Source organism: Candidatus Poribacteria bacterium (genome assembly GCA_016866785.1).
In the GTDB taxonomy this organism is placed as follows: domain Bacteria; phylum Poribacteria; class WGA-4E.
Genome location: VGLH01000036.1, coordinates 1 through 17,313 on the forward strand (window position 1 = coordinate 1; position 17,313 = coordinate 17,313).

Consider the following 17,313-nt stretch of genomic DNA (forward strand, 5'->3'; position numbering starts at 1 on the left):
ACGACACACCGCAGTGTCCAAGCGAGTACGCGGTAACGCATGTCGTTGCCCTCCATCCGGTCGTCGAGCCTGTCGTTGCTTCGCCCATAGAGTGATGCCGAAACCGATCAAGCGCAACGCACCATCGACGCGTGCGGTCGAGGCGCATCGCCTGTATCATGGGAGCTGGGTCGCACGAGCTCTCACTCGAGCTAAGGAGTCATCAGGAATGGCTAAGATTCGTCTGGCGATGATCGGATGCGGCGGCAACTCCGGCGGACATGCGCGTGGGATGAAGGCTCACCCGGACGTCCAGGTCGTCGCAGGCGTCGACGTGAACGCCGACATCGTCAACCGATACATCGCGAACCACCTGGCAGACGTCAGCCCGGCTCCGTCGGTCCACACGGACCTGGACGAGATGCTGCGTGCTGTCAAACCGGATGCTGTCCTCATCTCGACGCCTCACACGCTCCACTTCGAGCACGGGATGAAGTCGCTCGACGCCGGATGCCACGTGTTCATGGAGAAGCCCATGGTCACGTCGTCCGACCACGCCTACATCCTGGCGGACAAGGTGAAGCGGACGGGCAAGGTGCTCGTGATCGGCTACAACACGCCTTGTTCGGGCAACTTCTACTACCTGCGCGAGCAGATCCGCTCCAAGGGCTTGGGCAAGCTCGAGCTGGTGATGGGCTACATCAACCAGAACTGGAAGAACGCGACGAAGGGAGCCTGGCGTCAGGTTCCCGAGCTGTCCGGCGGCGGACAGGCGTACGACAGCGGCGCCCATCTCCTGAACAGCCTCTGCTGGTCGGTGGAATCGCGCGTCGAGCAGGTCCACGCGTTCCTCGACAACTGCGAGACGCCCGTCGACATCAACTCGTCGATCAACGTCCGGTTCGAGAACGGCGTCATGGCGAGCATCGTCGTCAGCGGGAACTGCCCGGCTCCCGACGGGACGTTCATGACGTTCATCTTCGACGGCGGCAGAATCGACATCGACGGCTGGGGCGGCGGGTGGATTCGCGTCTACGAGGGCGGCAAGCGAGTCGAGGAGCCGCCCATCACGCCGGAGATGAACGCAGGACGCTCGGACTACAACTTCATCGACGCGATCCAAGGCAAGGCGGAACCTCGAACGAGCCCGATGAATGGCATCATCCAGAGCGAACTGATGGACGCCATCTACGAATCGGGTCGAACGAGCATGCCGGCAAAGCCCACGCAGCGGTAGATACCTCGACAACGGGTGGGCCCGTCCGCGCATCGCAGCGCGGATGGGCTCGCTTCATGAGGGATCACGAAAGGGACGATATGGCAGACCTCGACGCGCGCTGGCGCGGGCGTATCGCGGAACGAGTCGGCGGGCAGGCATTCGACGCGCCCGGCGGGGGTTATGCGTTCAGCGACGTCCTCGCCGAGGAGCGGGAGCTGTCGAAGGGGAACCGCGCGAACGATCCTTCCTCCGCCCTGCTCACGCTTTCCATCGCCGACCCGACGTGGAAGATGAGACCCGAAGCGATGGACGGCGGCCGTCGGTTCTACGAGGAATCGGCGGACGCGACGCGGTACACCGACAACTCGGGCGTCCGCGCGGGCGGTTCTTTTCCGAACACACACGACGCCATCGCTGCCTACCTGTCACGGCGCTATGGAGTGCGGAACCTCTCGTCGGACTGGGTGCAGTACTCCCCCGGCTCCATCAAGCGCTCGCTCGCCGAGTACGTGCCTGCGCTGCTGTTCGATTCGGACACGACGCTCGTGTTCCCGACGCCTGGCTATCCGGTCATCAAGAGCGCGATCAATCGCCACGAGGCGGAGGTACTCGACGTCCCGATGGCGTTCGACGGCGCGCGGTGGCGCATCGCGACCGACTTCGTGCTGCCGAAGTCGGGCAAGACCGTCCTTTACGCGAACCTGCCGCACAACCCCACCGGCAGCGGCTGCACGTGCGACGAGTGGGCGGAGCTTCTCGACTGGGCACGAGCGAACGGCGTCCTGGTCGTCGTGGACGAAGCCTACGTGGACCTACGCTACAACGAAGAGATGGCGAGCGTACTGACGATCCCCGGATGGGAGGAGTGCTGCCTCGTCCTGCAGAGCGTCAGCAAGGGATGGAACGCGACGGGGCTGCGGTTCGGCTGGGTCGTCGCGCATCCGACGGCGATCAGGGCGGTTCGCAAGGTGATGGACGTCAAGGACTCCGGGATGTTCGGACCCAGTATCGCGGCGGGGCTGACCTGCCTGGCGCATCCGGAGTGGGCGGAGGAGACTCGCGCCAAGTACGAACGCCTGCATCGGCTCCTCAACGAGGGTTTGGCTGAGGCGGGGTTCCGGACCGTCATGCCGGATGCCGGGCTGTGCCAGTTCACTCCCGCACCCAAGTCGGCGAACGGCCGGACGTTCGCAAGCGCGGTCGAGTGTGGTCAGTGGTTCCGCAAGGACCTGCGCGTCTCGCTGATGCACTACACCGTCAACGAGGCGACGTGGCTGCGCTGGGCGGTGACACTGAAGCCGGTGCCCGACTGCGGCTTGCCGGACGAGGCGTCGGTGATCCGCGAAGTCGTCTCGCGGCTCAAATCCGTGGACTTCGCGTTCTGATGCGGCGGCGAGTGCCTTGAGCGCCCATCTTGGGGATGGTAGCCTTGGGCGATGGGAGCCGAGAGGGCCGGGGTTCGAGTGTGTGGTCGAAGGCGAGTGCGACGCTGGGCGTCTGTGGGGTTCATCGCTCGCGGACGTCGTTCTTTACGTCATCTGGCGGAGGTCGTCGCGGGAGAGGCGTACCGCAGGCAGAGCGAGAGCGACCTGGAAGGCGCGGTACAACTCTACGAGCGGTCGGTACGCATCTATCCTACTGCCGAAGCGCGCACCTACCTCGGATGGGCGCTCAGTCTGCAGGGGAACCTGACCGGGGCGATCCGAGAATGTGAGCGAGCCATCGTTCTCGATCCGTCGTTCGGCAATCCCTACAACGACATCGGAGCGTATCTGATCCAACTTGGCAAGTGGGACGAGGCGGTTCCGTGGCTGGAACGCGCCATCGAGTCCGAACGGTACGAGGCGCGTCACTACCCCTGCATGAACCTCGGCAGGTTCTATCAGCGTCGGATGGACTGGGCGCGCGCCAAGCAAGCCTACATGCAGGCGCTTAGCCTGTCGCCCGACTACATGCCTGCGCTACTGTCACTGAGGCGCATGCTGAGTAGGTTCAACTGAGGGTCGGCAGCGATGTTGACACACGGAGAGCTCTTGGCAAGTGTCGATGGGACGACCTGCCCGCCCGGCGCGGTCGTCTTCTGGTGGATGGGTCAGCACAGCTTCATCGTGAAGTTGGGGAGGACTGTCGTCTACATCGACCCATACCTGTCTCCGAGCCGCGCACGGCGCACCTCGCCGCTGCTGCTGCCGGAGGAAGTGACGAACGCCGGATATGTGCTCTGCACGCACGACCACGGCGATCACATCGATCCTGGAGCCATACCCGGCATCGCGACTGCGTCGCCGGAGGCGACCTTCGTTGCGCCTCGGACGGCTCGCCAACGCATGCTGTCGCTCCACGTCGATCCGAAGCGTCTCGTCAGCCTCGACGCTGGCGACGCCCTCCAGACACCCGATATTCACGTCACTGCCATCAAAGCCAAGCACGAGAAGTTCGATGTCGATCCGGACCTGGGTCACCCGTACCTGGGCTACGTGATCCAAGCCAACGGTGCGACGGTCTACCACGCCGGTGACACGATCCTCTACGAAGGCATGGTGACGACGCTCTCGGCATGGCGCTTCGACGTGCAGTTCCTGCCGATCAACGGAAGAGACGCCCGGCGGCTCCGATCCAACTGCCTCGGCAACCTGACGTTCCAGGAAGCCGTCGATCTCGCGGGTGACACGACCCCGCGGTACGCGATCCCGACGCACTACGAGATGTTCGAGAGCAACTCCGCGAACCCGCGGGATTTTGTCGACTACCTGGCAGTGAAGTACCCCGAAATACGGACATGGGTGGGTGAACCCGGCGAACCCGTCGTCATCACGGCGGCGTCGCGCTAGCCACGCAACCGAGACGAGGTGACCTCGTGAATCAGTCAACACCCAAGCCGCAGAGCACGTCCGGACACACCCGTACTCTGATCGGCATCGTCGTCGCGATCATCGTCGGGGCGGCTATCGGCGGCTGGATGCCGGACGTGGCAGTCCGCACGGCGATTCTCGGCGAGGTCTTCCTGAACGCGTTGATGATGATCGTCGTCCCCTTGGTGATGCTCTCGATGATCGTCGGCATCACGGGGCTGGGCGATGTCCGGAACCTCGGCTCCATCGGCTGGCGAACGATCGTCTACTTCATGGTGACTACGGCGATGTCCGTGGCGCTGGGGCTCATCCTTGTCAACGTTATCCAGCCAGGTAAAGGCATCAAGCCCGGCGAGGAGCACAGCAGCTCTCCTTACGCCGTTGAGGGCGACTCCGGCAGGACGGTGCGCGTCCCGCCCGGTTCATGGGAGCGGGTCTCCTACGAGGGTTACGTCGGCAAGTACGTATTGGTCCTGACGGATCAGAACGTGCAGGGTACGATCCAGGAGGTCGCTTCGGACAGCGTCACGGTTCGATTCTGGGAGTCCCTCGACGCCCAGGGCGTCACCTATGTCCGCGCCGACGATGGCACGAGGCTGCCGTTCCGCCGTATCGATGGGAAGCTCGTGTCGGCGGAACCTGAGATCGCCCCGAGCGGCGTCGGCTATCGCATCGCGCTGCCCATCGCCGAGCAGGTACGAGGCAAGGAAGAACGCGGCGTCGGGAACACAATCCGCGAAGTCGTAGTCAGCATGATTCCGCGCAACGTCTTCTCCGCGATGGCACACGCGGACGTGCTTCCGCTGATCGTCTTCTCTTTGTTGATCGGGGCTGTGCTCTCCGTCTTGGGGGAACGCGGTCGCCTGGTGATCGATGTGTTCTCCGTTCTGAACGACGCGGTCATGCGCCTGGTCGGATGGCTGATGGTCGTCGCTCCGGTTGGCATCTTTGGGCTCGTGGCGGCGCGGATCGGCAGGGCCGGCGGCTTCGAGGGGTTCCTACCGGAGCTGGCGGCTCTGGGTAAGTACTCGGGGACCGTCATCGTGGGTCTCGTGATCCATGGAGCCGTGACGCTGCCGCTCATCTTGTGGATCTTCGGCAAGCGACGTCCATGGCAGTTCGCCAGAGGCGTGGGCACGGCGTTGCTGAACGCGTTCTCGACAGCCTCCAGCTCGGCGACATTGCCACTGACCATGCAGGGCGTCGAGGAGGACAACGGCATCTCGAACCGCACGGCGAGCTTCGTTCTGCCGCTGGGAGCGACGATCAACATGGATGGGACGGCGCTCTACGAAGCCGTCGCCGCCATGTTCATCGCTCAGGTCTATGGCATCACGCTGGGTCCCATTCAGCAGGTTGTCGTCTTTCTGACGGCGACATTGGCGGCGATCGGCGCGGCTGGCATCCCTGAAGCCGGTCTCGTGACGATGGTCATCGTGCTTCGAGCCGTGGGGCTGCCCATCGAAGGGATCGCGCTCATTCTCGCCGTCGATTGGCTGCTGGATCGGTTCCGCACGACGGTGAACGTCTGGGGCGATGCGGTCGGCGCTGGCGTCATCGAGACGTACGAGACACGCGACGAGGAACGCGCCGCCGCAGGATAGCGATCGCGTGCATGTGCTTGCGATGCGGGCTATCGTACGGGGCGAAGGGTCAAGTGTCCACCCGGCTTGGAGGTCGCTCCGATGGCGCGCCGACGTCGCAGTCGCGGGCCCGCTCTGATTTCGCTGGCAGTTCATCTGCTCGTCGCGCTCGGACTGTCCGTCTATCTCAGCATCGCCGTGCCTCCCCAGGCTCCCACCGAGGCAATAGGCGTCGAGTTCGTGTCGTTGCCTGAGGCGCCACGTACCCAACGGCGTCGAGTTCTGCCGCGCTTCGAGCGGATGACGGAGGCGACACAGCCCACCCCTGAGTGGCAGCAGATGACGACGCGCGTGCCCCAGGCGATCATCCAGGGCCCGCGAGAGATCCTAGTCACGGCGAACCCGAACATGCCGACGATCAGCGCCAACCTCGCGACCGTCACGACGACAGCGCGACTGCCCAGCGACGTCTCCGGCATCTCCGTCCTGCAGGGCTCCCCGAATCGACCTACGCCGGGACGCGGGCTCCTGACCGGCGTGCAGCGACCCAGCGGGAGCGGTTTCGGGCGGAACATCGTCAACTCGACGGGCGTTTCGGCGACCTCGTTGGTACCTGGGAACTCGACGCGCGTCACAAATCGGGGATCGCCGACCGGTTCGTCATCGCCCTTCGCGAACCCGCTTCGACGTATCGGGGAGAGCATCGCCGAGGGGAGCCCGAGCGGCAAAGCCGACGCCGTGTTCGTCATCGACACCAGCGGCAGCATGGAGAACAACATCCGCCAGGTCGCGGATTCGCTGTTCGAGATGACGGATGCTCTGGAGCGCAACAGCATCGACTACCAGCTCGGAGTCGTCGAGTTCAAGGAGACGCAGTCGGGTGCGCACGTCCAGATGAGCGGCATGACCCGCGACGGCGAGCTCTTGCGACGGCGGCTCAACGCTCTCGGCGTCACCGGGAACGAGCGCGCACTCGACGCCCTCGCGCAGACGCTCAACCTGACCCAGTTCCGGGGCGATGCCGCCGTTCACCTCATCCTGGTCACTGACGAGCCCGCCACAACGCGCTGGACGGGCCCGAATGCCACCGTGGAGATTCGGCAGCGCATCCTCTCGCAGGCGAAGCAGCAAGACGTGCGCGTGCAAGTGCTGGGCTACAAGGAGCTCTTCCAGCGCCAGCTTGCCGCCCAGACCGGCGGCGTGTTCGAGGAGATTCCGGGAGGTCAGGCGCGCACCGGCGAGCTCGAAATCCCCGTCGATACGGTCGCGATGCGGAGCGACGCGCTGGCATCGACGTTTCGCACGATCGGGGCGAGCATCGTGCGAGCCGTGCGCCCCGAGGGGGAGAACTCCGGCGGCGTTGCGGATATCGCCCTGTTCGTCGACTACAGCAAGAGCATGCAGGGACGTATGCGCGCCGTGTCGATGGGCGTCAGCGCAATGGCATCGCTGATGCAGATCTCGAACGTGGACTTCACGGTGACGGTCGTGCGGTTCGCCGAATCGGCGGGACTGACGGGCAGCGGCGTCGGTGGCGTCGCGGTCTCGGCGATGCTGACGGATGTGCCGCAGATTCAGCAACAGCTTGCCTACCCAGCGGGAGGCGACGAACTCCTGCTGGACAGCGTCGCCAAGGGCATCTCCCAGGTGCGCGCGCGGCGGATCGCATCGCGGATCGCGGTCGTCGTGACGGATGAGCCGTCGTCGGGCGAGGGCGTGTCGCCGGACGCGTTCGTCGAAGCGATTCGCTCGACCGGCTACCGAGTCTACGCGGTCTGTCCGATCCCGCGCGGCTACGCCGATGGGCCCGTGCCGCGTCAAGCGGTGGATAACACGGGACTGGACGCGCTCATCCGCGCCGTCGCGGCGACGGGCGGGGAAGTGTACCCGATGCCGGAAGCACTCGATATGCGCGTGCCCGATCAGTAAACGGCTCCTACATCGGCAGATTCACGAGCTCGCCGCCCTGCTCGATAGACATATACGCCGCCTCGGCGACCTCGACCGCTGCCCTGCCATCCCACATCGTGATGGGCGTCTCGCGGCCCGCTAGGATCGCGTCGACGAATGCCCGGATCTCTGCTCGAACCGGCGTCTCGACCTTCAGCTCCGCCATCGGGATGCGGTGGCTCTCGCCCTCGAACGGCTTGATCTCGATGGCGTCGTCCTTCCCGCCCCAGATGCGCGGGAAGCTGATCGTCCCGCCCGTCAGATCGACGCGCCCGCCGTACCCGCCGATCGCCGTCGCGTGGTTCGAGTGCAGGAACCCGACCGCCCCCGACGCGAACTGCATCGACACGAGCGCGATGTCCGGATAGTCGAGCCCGCTGTCTGCGAACTTCCCGCCGACTGCCGAGACCGCCTTCACGTCGCCGCAGACGAAGCGCATGAAGTCGATCTCGTGGGCGTTCACCTCCATGAGGATGCCGCCGCATTTCGCGCGCTCCCATCTCCACGATGGGTGTCCCTTGCCCCACGGACCCCCGATCCGGTGGACGAGCATCGCCGTCGGCGTTCCGTACTCGCCGCTGGCGACGAGCTCGCGCACCTTCGAGTGAGTCGCGTGGAACCGGCAGACGTGCCCGATCTGGAAGCGCACTCCCGCCGTCTGGATCGCGTCGATCATCGCGTCGCAGTCGGCGACGTAGGGAGCCATGGGCTTCTCGCAGAAGATATGCTTGCCCGCGCGCGCTGCCGACTCGACCATGGGCCGATGCAGGAACGGCGGCGACGCGATGAGGACGGCATCCACGTCTCTCTGGGCGAGGAGCGCGTCATAGTCGAGGAACACCTCGGCATCGAGCTCCTTGCCGAGTGCGTTCGCGCGTTCTTCGGACACGTCGCTCACAGCGACGACCTTCGCGTGTTCCAGTTGGCTGGCGTTCCGCGCCAAGTCGCTTCCCATGCCTCCGCAGCCGATCTGACCCAGTCGGATGGTCTTCATTCTTAGGCTCCTACTCACGGATCGCCGAGCATTTGCGCGAGAGTACCACGCCATGGGCGTCGCCGTCGAGATCGCCATTCCGGGAGCCCGTCTCCGAGCGACGGACGACCGCAGAGAGCGCGTCCCGTTCGCGGCGAATTGCTTCCCTGGGGGTCTGGAACTACAATGCCGCCGTCTTCCGCGTCAGCCTCATTGGGCTGGGTCAGTCAACTCGGCGCGTGCGGGTCGCGGCTGCCACGGCGGAGTGAGGATCGCTGCCTGTGGACCACGTGGTCGCGCCCGTCGTGAATGCGTTCTCTGTGGATGTCGAGGGCTTCGTCGAAGCCAATCTCGAAGGCTTTCCGGCAGAAGTCGCGCGTCGGCACACTCACCGCCCGCACGAGGACGACGAGATACGCGAGAACACGGATAGCGTTCTCCGGCTCCTGGAAGGCGCGAACATCCGGGCGACCTTCTTCTTCCTCGGTCGTATCGCCCGCGATGCGCCCGATGTCGTTCGTAGTGTCGCCGATACGGGACACGAGATAGCGTGCCATGGTGACGAACACCGCCGACTGACCGGCATGGATCCGTCGGCGCTTGACGAAGCCGTTCGGCGCGCCAAGGCGGGATTGGAGGAGGTGTCGGGTCAGGCAATCATCGGCTTCCGTGCGCCGGATTTCTCGATCACGCGTGATTCGCTCTGGGCATTCGATATCCTGCAGCAGGCGGGATTCCTCTATGACTCAAGCGTCTATCCCATCGGCATTCACGATGTGTACGGAATCGCGGGGGCGGAAGCGGGCGTACACCGTCTTGCCAACGGGCTCGTCGAGTTCCCGCTCTCGACAGCGACGGTTTTCGGCCGCCGGATTCCGTTCGGCGGCGGAGGCTACTTCCGGTTCTATCCGATGGCACTCACGCGACGCCTGATACGGCACGCCAATGCCGAAGGGCGACCCGTGATGTTCTACATTCATCCCTACGAAGCGGGTCCCGTGGTTCCCGAAGTCGCCGAGCTTCCGTGGCTTCGGCGATTGCGTCACTACTATCGATCTGGTCGAGGCGGCGAACGGCTGGCGTCTCTTGTCCGAACGTCGCGGTTCGCCCCAGTAGCCGAGGTCTTGCGCCTGCACCATGCGCTCTAACGACGGCGGCGATGACTCTGGCCGCGTTCACGACTACTTCTCCCGCTCCGCAGAGCTCTTCGACTCCCTCTACGCCGACGGGAAGTCGAATCCGATCATGCGGCTCATCAATCGGGTGTTTCGGCGCGACATGTACATCCGCTACCTGTGGACACTCGAGCATATCCACCGCACAGGCGCGGAGTCCGCACTCGACGTCGGCTGCGGCTCCGGGCGCTACCTTCGCGCGATGGCGGACGCCAACGTCAGGCGACTCGTTGGCGTGGACTGCAGCGCGAGGATGCTTGAGCTCGCCGAAGCGCACACCGCGACCGCCCCGGATTCGGTTCGCATCGACCTCATCTGCTGCGACTTCTCGCAGTTCGAGACCAGCGAACGGTTCGACGTCATCGTGGCGATGGGGTTGTTCGACTACGTGGCTGATCCGGTTCCCGTTCTGATCAAGATGCGCTCGTTGGCGCGGCATTCGGTGATCGCGAGTTTCCCGAGCATCTCGCTCTACCGCACGCCGATCCGTCAGGCACGGTATTGGCTCAAAGATTGTCCGGTCTATTTCTATCGTCGGAACCGCATCGCGGCGCTTGGCGCATCCGCCGGATACTCGACGTGCGAAGTGCGCAAGATCCGCGGATCGGGTCAGGATTACGTCGCCACGTTCATTCCGTGATTCGGAACGCACTCGTAGTCCATTCGTCCGGGGAGCGCCATCCGAACGGAGCGCGCGCTTCGAGGCAGCGGGTTGCGCACTAGGCGCTTCGGACGGCGGCTCCTGCGCCATCCAGGTTCGTCAGGTACATCTCGGAGTACTTGCGCGACAGGACGACGCCCTGGGCTCCGGCTTCGAGCGCAGCGCGGACGGCGGCTCCTGTGCCGTCCGGCGTGCATCGCGCGTCGTTGGGACCAGTCGGGATGTCGATGTCGATGCCGGGCCAGATGTCGCACCGCTCTCGGACACCTGCGAGCGCGCGAAGCGTCTCGCGGCGGACGTACTCGGCGTTGAACCTGACCTGAGCTATGTCGCCGAACGGCGGCTGCGTGTCGTCATAGCCCAACACAGCGCATAGCCAGGCGTAGTTCGACTCCGCGCCGCTGTCCGCGAGCAGCGCCTTCGAGATGCCGTTCACGTAGCCCTGGAACCTGGGTCCCGCGCAGTTGTGGTACATCACGACCTTGATGAAGTCGGAGTAGCCCGCGAGGTCCCCATAGTCCTGCGTCGCGCGATAGAACGGGTTGAAGGAGTTCGCGTGATGGATGTGCCATCCGACCTGGACTCCGTGCTTGATCGCCTTCGCGCCGCCGTAGATCTCGCGGTAGAGCGAACGCTGGCTCTCCGCCCAGTGGCGCTCCCAACCCAGCACGTCGGGATGGTCGAGAAGCACTCGCCATGCGGCGACGAACGCTCCGTCGGATGGGATGCCATCCCGACGGAAGAGCTCTGAGAGAGCCCGAACGCCACGACGCGCTCGCTCGACATCGACGCCGCGCTCTCGCGCCAGCTGTCGGCAGTGGTCACAGAAACATCCGCCTCCGCCTCCTCCGCCGCTGAGGACCGTCGCCAGCGGACCTGTTCGCTCGCTGCAGAACGCGAGTCCGTCAAGCTCGTAGTGACGGCAGTAGTCCTCGACGATGGACAACCACCAAGCGCGGTAGTCGGGATGGTTCATGCAGGAGTTGCCGGTTCGTCTGCCCTGCGCATCGATCTCCGCGACCTGGACGAAGCTCGGCATGTTGCGGACGTGGGCGTAGTAGCTTTCCTCCATCCACGCGTAGCTCTTCATCCCGCGTTTGCGCGCCGCTGGAATGACCGCCTCGAAGAGGTCCCAGTCGCCATGTTCGGCGGCGCGCCCGGCGGCTCCCAAGGCTGTCGTCCGATAGTATTGCTCGTGAACCGTCGCGTAGTTGCCGCCAACCCAGTCGTGGTCGTATTCCTGGACGCCGTGGTCGGGCAGCGGATGGCCTGGTACCTGTCGTCCGCCGGTTCCGCGCGTCCACGTCGGCGATGCGAGGAACAGAGCGTTGACCGCTCCGCGCGCCTCGAGGATGTCCAGTGTCGACTCGATGCCTTCGTCCTGAAACGACACGGCTCCGATCTGAATCGCGATCGTACGGCTCATCGAGCGGCTCCTTCTCCGGCGGCATCAGCGTCCTCGGCGTCGTAGACGGCGCGCGTTCCGCGTGGGAAATCGGCGATATCGAACGACGGCTCGAACTCGGCGACGATGCGGACGTTGCGCTCCACTTCGTGCTCCCAGCGCATGCCGATGTTCGGCGCGTGAACGCGCGAGTCGGACAGCAGGAACCGGAGAGCGACTTCCGAGACATCGCACGCTTCCTGCCACTCCGGGGACAGGTTCCGCACAAGACGTTGGAAGATGCCCGACGTGAGCGAGCGCATCGTCAGAACGCCGACGTTTGCGTCGCGTGCCTCGTCGAGCAGGTGGTGTGCTGCCGACTGGTAGATGAGGTTGTAGCGGACCTGGATCACGTCGAACCGGCCGTCTCGGACGAACTGCCGGAGCGTCCACGGCTCCTCCGACGTGACGCCGACGAACCGCACTTTGCCGCGCTTCTTCAGGTCGAGGAGCCCCTGGAGCAACCCACCGTCCACGATGTGTTCGTAGTCCTCCGGCGTGAACATGCCGCCGTGGAACTGCACCAGGTCGAGAACGTCGGTCCGAAGGCAGCGGAGGCTCTCGTGGACGCTTTCCTGGACTGCCTCGCCAGTCATCGAGCGACCCCATCCGACCTTCGTCGCCAGGAAACACTCATCGCGTCGCGATGCCATGACCTCGCCGATGATGCGTTCGCTGTGACGGTCGCCGTATCCAGGCGCAGTGTCGATGATGCTGATGCCCAGGTCGAGGGCGCGATGGATCGTGCGGATCGCCGTCCGCTTGCCCTCCGGCTCGAAGGGATTCCAGCCTTGGGCGTGGTTCACGCCGCCAAACGGGTAGCCTCCGAGGCTGATGCGCGAGACACGCGCCCCGGTTCTGCCTAGAACCGTGTATTTCATCGATGGATCTCTCTGGTTCGTCGTGGTCGCCGGATGGCGCGATTGTATCAACGCCCGCGTGAGAGCGCACACGGTTAGCGGGATGGAACCTGGATCCACCGTCCGAAGTCTGCCCCCATCTCGTTGCAGCCGCGCGAGAGGAATCGCTGGTTCGCGCCGTCGGCATCCATGACCCAGAGCTCGCTCGGCTCGCCGACAACCGCACGGCTGAAGACGATCTGCTCTCCGTCCGGCGACCATCCGGCGCGGAAGTCCCATCGGAGCGGGTCGCAGACGGTGAGCTGCCGCAGCTCTCCCGCGAAGGGGTCCAGGAGGCACAGCTCGGTTCCTCCTCGAGCCTGCTCCGGCAGGTAATCGCGATTGAAGTGGTCTGTGTCGGGTCGTTGGGGCTGGAACTGCCAAGCCGTGCGAGAGCCCGGCAGCGCTCGCGTGTACGTGAGCCACTTGCAGTCCGGCGACCACTGAGTCGTGTTCGAGCCGCCGCCTCGGGTTCTGGGGGAACCGTAGGACGTGCCGAACCAGTGGTTCATCTCGGTCACAACGCGATGCTCGGAGCCGTCGGGTCGCCCGATGCACAGAGCCGCCCAGTCATGCCCTGGGTCGGCGGCAGGGATGCAGTCGAGATAGGCGAGCCATTCCCCGTCCGGCGACCAGACGGGTCCGAAGTAGAGGTGCCCGGCGTCTGCGGCGACGACCGACCGACGGCTCCCGTCGAGGTCCATCGTCCATATCTGGTACGGAGTAATGTGGAACGCCAGCTTACCGCCATCCGGGCTCAGGCTGATGCCGTACGCAAAGCCCTCGCCGGGTTGAGTCAGAGCGTGTGGTGCGGAGCCGTCGAGGTTCGCGGTGAAGACGCGCTGCTCGCCGTCGATGAGGGGGTTGATGACCATTCTCCCCTCGTCTTCGAGCAGCGCGGCGCAGACCGTGAAGGGCGCCAGCCGCCCCTCGGTCGCGATTTCCGTGAGCGCGCCTGACACGAAGTCGTAGACCCAGACATGGCTCTGGACGTTCCCTTGCCACGTCTTCTCGTCCTCGAAGCTGTGAACGATGATGCGGCTGCCATCGCGGAACCGGGGTCCGAACTGCCATGACGCCTGTCCAGCAATCGAGAAATCGAGATAGCGTTCCTCGGATCCGTCGGGACGGATCATGCCGATCCGCCGGTCGGACGTGAACGCGAGCATCGTTGTCGTGCCGTTCGCCACGCATCAGTCCTCTGGGTTCGGGCGCGCCATTGTATCCACGCATGGGGTGGAACGCACGCCTTGTGGAACGCACGCCTTGCGGACGATGAGGGCTTTCGTACGGTACCATGGTGAGAGATGCGAGCCCATTCGGAGCGACAGATCGTGTTGAGACACATGCTGAAGTCGAAGATCCACCGTGCGACGGTCACCCAGGCTGACCTCCACTACGAGGGCAGCATCACGATCGATGCCGACCTTCTCGAAGCGGCGGATATCCTGCCCTTCGAGCGCGTCCAGGTTCTCAACGTCAACAACGGCGAACGCTTCGAGACTTACGCCATCGAAGGCGGGCCCGGCACGATCTGCGTGAACGGGGCGGCGGCGCGCCTCGTGCAGCCAGGCGATCTGGTGCTGATCCTGTCCTACCAGATGGTCGATGATACCGAAGCGCGGATGGCAGCGCCGCGAGTGCTCCATGTCGACGCGTCGAATTGGGTCGTCCGAACCAGCTAGAACCGCCGGGTGAGCGACGCCATCGATATCCACGAGCCCTTGGCGTGTCGGCGATAGAGGATGTTCACGCGGAGCAGCGACCCACGCAGCTTGGCGGACGACACGGGCAGCGGGATGATCCGCGATTCCTCGGCGGCGATGCGGGGATCGCCAGCGTCCGGGTCGAGCGGCTTGCCATCCAGCCCAAGAGGATGCCGGTAGGTCGTCGTCCGGCTGTGGAGGATCGCACCGGCGGCGTCCGTGACCAGGATCCCGAGCCGCATCTCGCGGAGCGGCGCAGCCGGCAGGGAGTGCGCCGCAGCGTTGGTGACGTAGACCGACAAGCCTTCCTTCGTCTCTTCGGCGTCGAGGAGGAGCGTACTCCGCAGAAGACCCTGATCGCGCGAGCCGTACCACGTGTGCTCGCCGCCGCGCTTGGGCGACTCGCTCTTCCGGCTGGGCTTCCGCTGGACCTCCGGCATGTGGCATGTCTGGCAAGTTTCACCGCCCTTGAACGAGCGACTCGACTGATAGGGCGTCACCGTGTCATGTGCCGCCACGCTCGGCTGCCCGTGGCAGCTCGCGCAGAGCCGCAGCTCCATCGTGTAGAGCGTCGGTTCCCGCTGCGTCTTGTGGAACGGCGACACGCCGTCGGTGGGTCCCCGCATCGACCCGTCGGGGGCTAGGTGGCATGTCAGGCAATCGACGCCTCGGTCGCGGTCCTCGACGCGCACCTTCGGCATGTCGCCGATCCCGGTCATGTGCAGCGGCTGTGGCGCATGGCAGGGGTCGCACTCCTTGGGCGCGGCGAACTCCTTGCGGTAGGCTTGGTAAAGCGGGCTGGTCCAGGACTGCGCATGTCCCGCCTTCCCCCACTCGCGGGCGATGTCCGCGTGGCAGTCGGCGCACTCTCCCTTCACGAGATGAGAGCGCATGTCGGTCGCAGGCGGGTACCTCGCCGCTCCTGCGAGCACGAGCGCCGCAAGCGCAATGACGATGATGCGAACGCCCGGTCTGCGCTTGCTATTGCCGAATCTCAGTGTCATCGTCCCTTTGAGCCCGCCTTCGAGCCCGCGAGGCAGAGCACGCCCGGCGTGGCGTGACTGGGAGTTAGTACGGCTGTCAGCATGTTGCATACAGCCGAGTTCATCGCCGTCAGTGCCGCCGAGAACCGACGCCGCCGGTATCGGATCGTTCTGATGGTTCCGACCGAGCCGGGAGAACCGTACCGGATCGTGACCCAGTGGGGACGCATCGGCGGACGGCTGAGACGACGCGAAGAGCTGATCGCGACACGTGCCAGCGCACTCGACCGTCTGACCCAGCGCCTTCAAGAGCGACGCTCACGAGGCTACCTGCTGACCCAACTGTCCGACGGACACCCATTATCGAAATGGCTCGAGGAAACCGACTTCCCTTCCGCGCCGACCAACGGCGTCCGCCAACTGTCGCTCTTCGACGTCGCCGACGATGAGGAGCTCGGCGTCGGATCGCCTCAACTCACGTTGTTCTAGAGCCTCGACCCGCCACGTTCGCCGCGACGAGGAGCGGGTCCCACACCGGCGCGAACGGCGGAGCGTAGCTGAGGTCGAGTTGCACGAAGTCGTCGATGATCATTCGCGCCGTCAGTGCCGTTGCGACGACGTCGATCCGTTTGGCGACCGTGTCGTCCCCGAACAGTTGCGCCCCGAGCAGCCGTCGCGTCTTGCCGTCGTAGACGATCTTCACGTCGATCGTCTCCGGGCTGCCGTAGTACTCGGCTCGGGAACTCGCCGCGACAGTAGCAGACTTGGGTGCGAACCCCGCTCGACGCGCCTGTTCCTCCGTCAGTCCGGTGCGCGCGAACGCCTTGCCAAACACCTTACAGACCGTCGTCCCGACGACCCCGGCGAACGTCGCGCTGCCTCCGGCGACGTTCTCCCCTGCTACCCGCCCTTGCTTGTTCGCCGTGGTCCCCAGCGGGATGTAGACGTTGCGGTCGAGAACGAGGTGGCGAGCTTCGGCGCAATCCCCGGCGGCGTAGACGTGGAACGCGCTCGTTCTCTGCGCGCTGTCCACGGCGATGGCTCCGCTGGCTCCGAGCGCGATCCCGGCGTTGCGCGCCAAATCGGCGTTCGGCGCGACGCCGGCTCCAACGACGATCATGTCGGCGGCAACGGTCGATCCATCCGACAACTGCGCGGACTCGACGCTCGCAGTTCCTTGCGCGGCGACGACCTCGCGTTCCGTATGGATCGCGACGCCCTGGCTGGACATGTACGCGGCGATGCGCTCGGACATGTCCGGGTCGAGCAGCTTGAGGATGCGCTCTCCATGTTCGACGAGCGTTACGGCGATTCCTCGACGCGTCAGCGCCTCAGACATCTCGACGCCGATGTAGCCGCCGCCGACGACGATGGCGCGGCGAACGCGTCCACGAGCGATGTGAGCCTGAATGCCGAGAGCGTCGGGGATCGTTTTGAGCGTAAAGACTCCGCCGCACGCGCCGTCGCAGAACGCTGGCTTCTTGGGCGACGCGCCGGTCGCGATGATCAGCTTGTCGTAGCCGATGGACTGAGCGCCATCCGCGCCTTCGGCGTTGACCGTCCTGCTTCGTGTGTCGATTGCAGTCGCGCGAGTGCGCGTCCGCACGTCGATGCCAGCCGCCCGGTGCTGCTCCGGCGTGCGCGCGACCAGATCGTCGGCGCTGTTGACGATCCCTTCGATCAGGTACGGCAATCCGCACGCGGCGTAGGACGTGTGCGCGCCCATCTCGAGGACGATGATGCGCGCGTTGGGATCGGTTCTGCGGGCTTTGCTGGCGGCGCTCATTCCAGCCGCGTCGCCGCCGATGACTACGATTGTGGACATGGGCAGCTCTGCCTCTCGGTTCCAGTTGTCTTTGCCCTCATCCTACATGAGGAACGCCGATCTC

The 17,313-nt window shown here is 65.1% G+C and carries 16 protein-coding genes; 10 read left to right on the top strand and 6 right to left on the bottom strand.

Translation table 11 applies throughout. From position 1 onward, the window contains the following. Positions 1-94: 94 nt before the first annotated feature. From FJZ36_07100 to FJZ36_07125, 6 genes are all read left to right on the top strand, one after another. Positions 95-1,216: a Gfo/Idh/MocA family oxidoreductase gene (locus FJZ36_07100; GenBank protein ID MBM3214665.1), complete on the top strand. Its 1,122-nt coding sequence runs from the start codon at positions 95-97 to the stop codon at positions 1,214-1,216. Continuing rightward, a complete protein-coding gene (locus tag FJZ36_07105) occupies positions 490-2,583 on the top strand; it encodes an aminotransferase class I/II-fold pyridoxal phosphate-dependent enzyme (GenBank protein ID MBM3214666.1) in 2,094 nt (697 codons plus the stop codon). Before FJZ36_07100 ends, FJZ36_07105 begins: the two co-directional genes overlap by 727 nt. Positions 2,584-2,634: 51 nt before the next feature. Beyond that, positions 2,635-3,198 carry a tetratricopeptide repeat protein gene (locus FJZ36_07110; GenBank protein MBM3214667.1) on the top strand — a complete coding sequence of 188 codons (564 nt, stop codon included), beginning with the start codon at positions 2,635-2,637 and terminating at the stop codon, positions 3,196-3,198. Between the two features lie 12 nt (positions 3,199-3,210). Then, positions 3,211-4,029 (top strand): MBL fold metallo-hydrolase, encoded by an 819-nt coding sequence (locus FJZ36_07115; protein ID MBM3214668.1) that lies wholly within the window; start codon positions 3,211-3,213, stop codon positions 4,027-4,029. Between the two features lie 26 nt (positions 4,030-4,055). Continuing rightward, positions 4,056-5,654: a dicarboxylate/amino acid:cation symporter gene (locus FJZ36_07120; GenBank protein MBM3214669.1), complete on the top strand. Its 1,599-nt coding sequence runs from the start codon at positions 4,056-4,058 to the stop codon at positions 5,652-5,654. Positions 5,655-5,735: 81 nt separating this feature from the next. Next, the gene (locus FJZ36_07125) at positions 5,736-7,562 is read left to right on the top strand and encodes a VWA domain-containing protein (GenBank protein MBM3214670.1); all 1,827 of its coding nucleotides are present in this window, start codon (positions 5,736-5,738) and stop codon (positions 7,560-7,562) included. Positions 7,563-7,569: 7 nt separating this feature from the next. On the opposite strand, the gene FJZ36_07130 is transcribed toward FJZ36_07125, so the two are convergent. Then, entirely contained in the window at positions 7,570-8,655 is a 1,086-nt protein-coding gene (locus FJZ36_07130; protein MBM3214671.1) for a Gfo/Idh/MocA family oxidoreductase, read from the bottom strand. A 182-nt stretch (positions 8,656-8,837) separates the two neighbouring features. Here FJZ36_07130 and FJZ36_07135 point away from each other — a divergent pair, with 182 nt between their 5' ends. Next, on the top strand, positions 8,838-9,704 hold the full coding sequence (locus FJZ36_07135; protein ID MBM3214672.1) for a DUF3473 domain-containing protein: 867 nt from the start codon (positions 8,838-8,840) through the stop codon (positions 9,702-9,704). Further along, a complete protein-coding gene (locus FJZ36_07140) occupies positions 9,694-10,371 on the top strand; it encodes a class I SAM-dependent methyltransferase (GenBank protein ID MBM3214673.1) in 678 nt (225 codons plus the stop codon). Before FJZ36_07135 ends, FJZ36_07140 begins: the two co-directional genes overlap by 11 nt. Before the next feature lie 79 nt (positions 10,372-10,450). Here the strand turns inward: FJZ36_07140 and FJZ36_07145 are convergent, their stop codons facing one another. From FJZ36_07145 to FJZ36_07155, 3 genes are read right to left on the bottom strand one after another with little or no spacing between them, the layout of a single operon-like run. Then, positions 10,451-11,818, bottom strand: a complete 1,368-nt coding sequence (locus FJZ36_07145) for a hypothetical protein (protein MBM3214674.1) — start codon at positions 11,816-11,818, stop codon at positions 10,451-10,453. Beyond that, positions 11,815-12,975, bottom strand: a complete 1,161-nt coding sequence (locus tag FJZ36_07150; GenBank protein ID MBM3214675.1) for an aldo/keto reductase — start codon at positions 12,973-12,975, stop codon at positions 11,815-11,817. The genes FJZ36_07145 and FJZ36_07150 overlap by 4 nt, the downstream gene beginning before the upstream one ends. After that, the gene (locus FJZ36_07155) at positions 12,792-13,925 is read right to left on the bottom strand and encodes a serine/threonine protein kinase (GenBank protein MBM3214676.1); all 1,134 of its coding nucleotides are present in this window, start codon (positions 13,923-13,925) and stop codon (positions 12,792-12,794) included. Before FJZ36_07155 ends, FJZ36_07150 begins: the two co-directional genes overlap by 184 nt. A 144-nt stretch (positions 13,926-14,069) precedes the next feature. Here FJZ36_07155 and FJZ36_07160 point away from each other — a divergent pair, with 144 nt between their 5' ends. Further along, positions 14,070-14,420 (top strand): aspartate 1-decarboxylase, encoded by a 351-nt coding sequence (locus FJZ36_07160; GenBank protein ID MBM3214677.1) that lies wholly within the window; start codon positions 14,070-14,072, stop codon positions 14,418-14,420. Here the strand turns inward: FJZ36_07160 and FJZ36_07165 are convergent. Continuing rightward, positions 14,417-15,535, bottom strand: a complete 1,119-nt coding sequence (locus FJZ36_07165; GenBank protein ID MBM3214678.1) for a hypothetical protein — start codon at positions 15,533-15,535, stop codon at positions 14,417-14,419. The two genes, FJZ36_07160 and FJZ36_07165, sit on opposite strands and share 4 nt — an antisense overlap. Here FJZ36_07165 and FJZ36_07170 point away from each other — a divergent pair. Next, complete coding sequence (locus tag FJZ36_07170; protein MBM3214679.1) at positions 15,527-15,913, top strand: WGR domain-containing protein; 387 nt, start codon at positions 15,527-15,529, stop codon at positions 15,911-15,913. The genes FJZ36_07165 and FJZ36_07170 overlap by 9 nt on opposite strands. Here the strand turns inward: FJZ36_07170 and FJZ36_07175 are convergent. Continuing rightward, positions 15,900-17,249 carry an NADH oxidase gene (locus FJZ36_07175; protein ID MBM3214680.1) on the bottom strand — a complete coding sequence of 450 codons (1,350 nt, stop codon included), beginning with the start codon at positions 17,247-17,249 and terminating at the stop codon, positions 15,900-15,902. The genes FJZ36_07170 and FJZ36_07175 overlap by 14 nt on opposite strands. Positions 17,250-17,313: the final 64 nt, after the last annotated feature.

Bases quoted from the DNA above. Each gene is read 5' to 3' on its own strand.
- FJZ36_07100 (MBM3214665.1), top strand. From the start codon at position 95: ATGCCGAAACCGATCAAGCGCAACGCACCATCGACGCGTGCGGTCGAG.
- FJZ36_07105 (MBM3214666.1), top strand. From the start codon at position 490: ATGCCACGTGTTCATGGAGAAGCCCATGGTCACGTCGTCCGACCACGC.
- FJZ36_07110 (MBM3214667.1), top strand. From the start codon at position 2,635: ATGGGAGCCGAGAGGGCCGGGGTTCGAGTGTGTGGTCGAAGGCGAGTG.
- FJZ36_07115 (MBM3214668.1), top strand. From the start codon at position 3,211: ATGTTGACACACGGAGAGCTCTTGGCAAGTGTCGATGGGACGACCTGC.
- FJZ36_07125 (MBM3214670.1), top strand. From the start codon at position 5,736: ATGGCGCGCCGACGTCGCAGTCGCGGGCCCGCTCTGATTTCGCTGGCA.
- FJZ36_07130 (MBM3214671.1), bottom strand. From the start codon at position 8,655: ATGGCGATCTCGACGGCGACGCCCATGGCGTGGTACTCTCGCGCAAAT.
- FJZ36_07140 (MBM3214673.1), top strand. From the start codon at position 9,694: ATGCGCTCTAACGACGGCGGCGATGACTCTGGCCGCGTTCACGACTAC.
- FJZ36_07145 (MBM3214674.1), bottom strand. From the start codon at position 11,818: ATGAGCCGTACGATCGCGATTCAGATCGGAGCCGTGTCGTTTCAGGAC.
- FJZ36_07150 (MBM3214675.1), bottom strand. From the start codon at position 12,975: ATGGGACTTCCGCGCCGGATGGTCGCCGGACGGAGAGCAGATCGTCTT.
- FJZ36_07170 (MBM3214679.1), top strand. From the start codon at position 15,527: ATGTTGCATACAGCCGAGTTCATCGCCGTCAGTGCCGCCGAGAACCGA.
- FJZ36_07165 (MBM3214678.1), bottom strand. From the start codon at position 15,535: ATGCAACATGCTGACAGCCGTACTAACTCCCAGTCACGCCACGCCGGG.
- FJZ36_07175 (MBM3214680.1), bottom strand. From the start codon at position 17,249: ATGTCCACAATCGTAGTCATCGGCGGCGACGCGGCTGGAATGAGCGCC.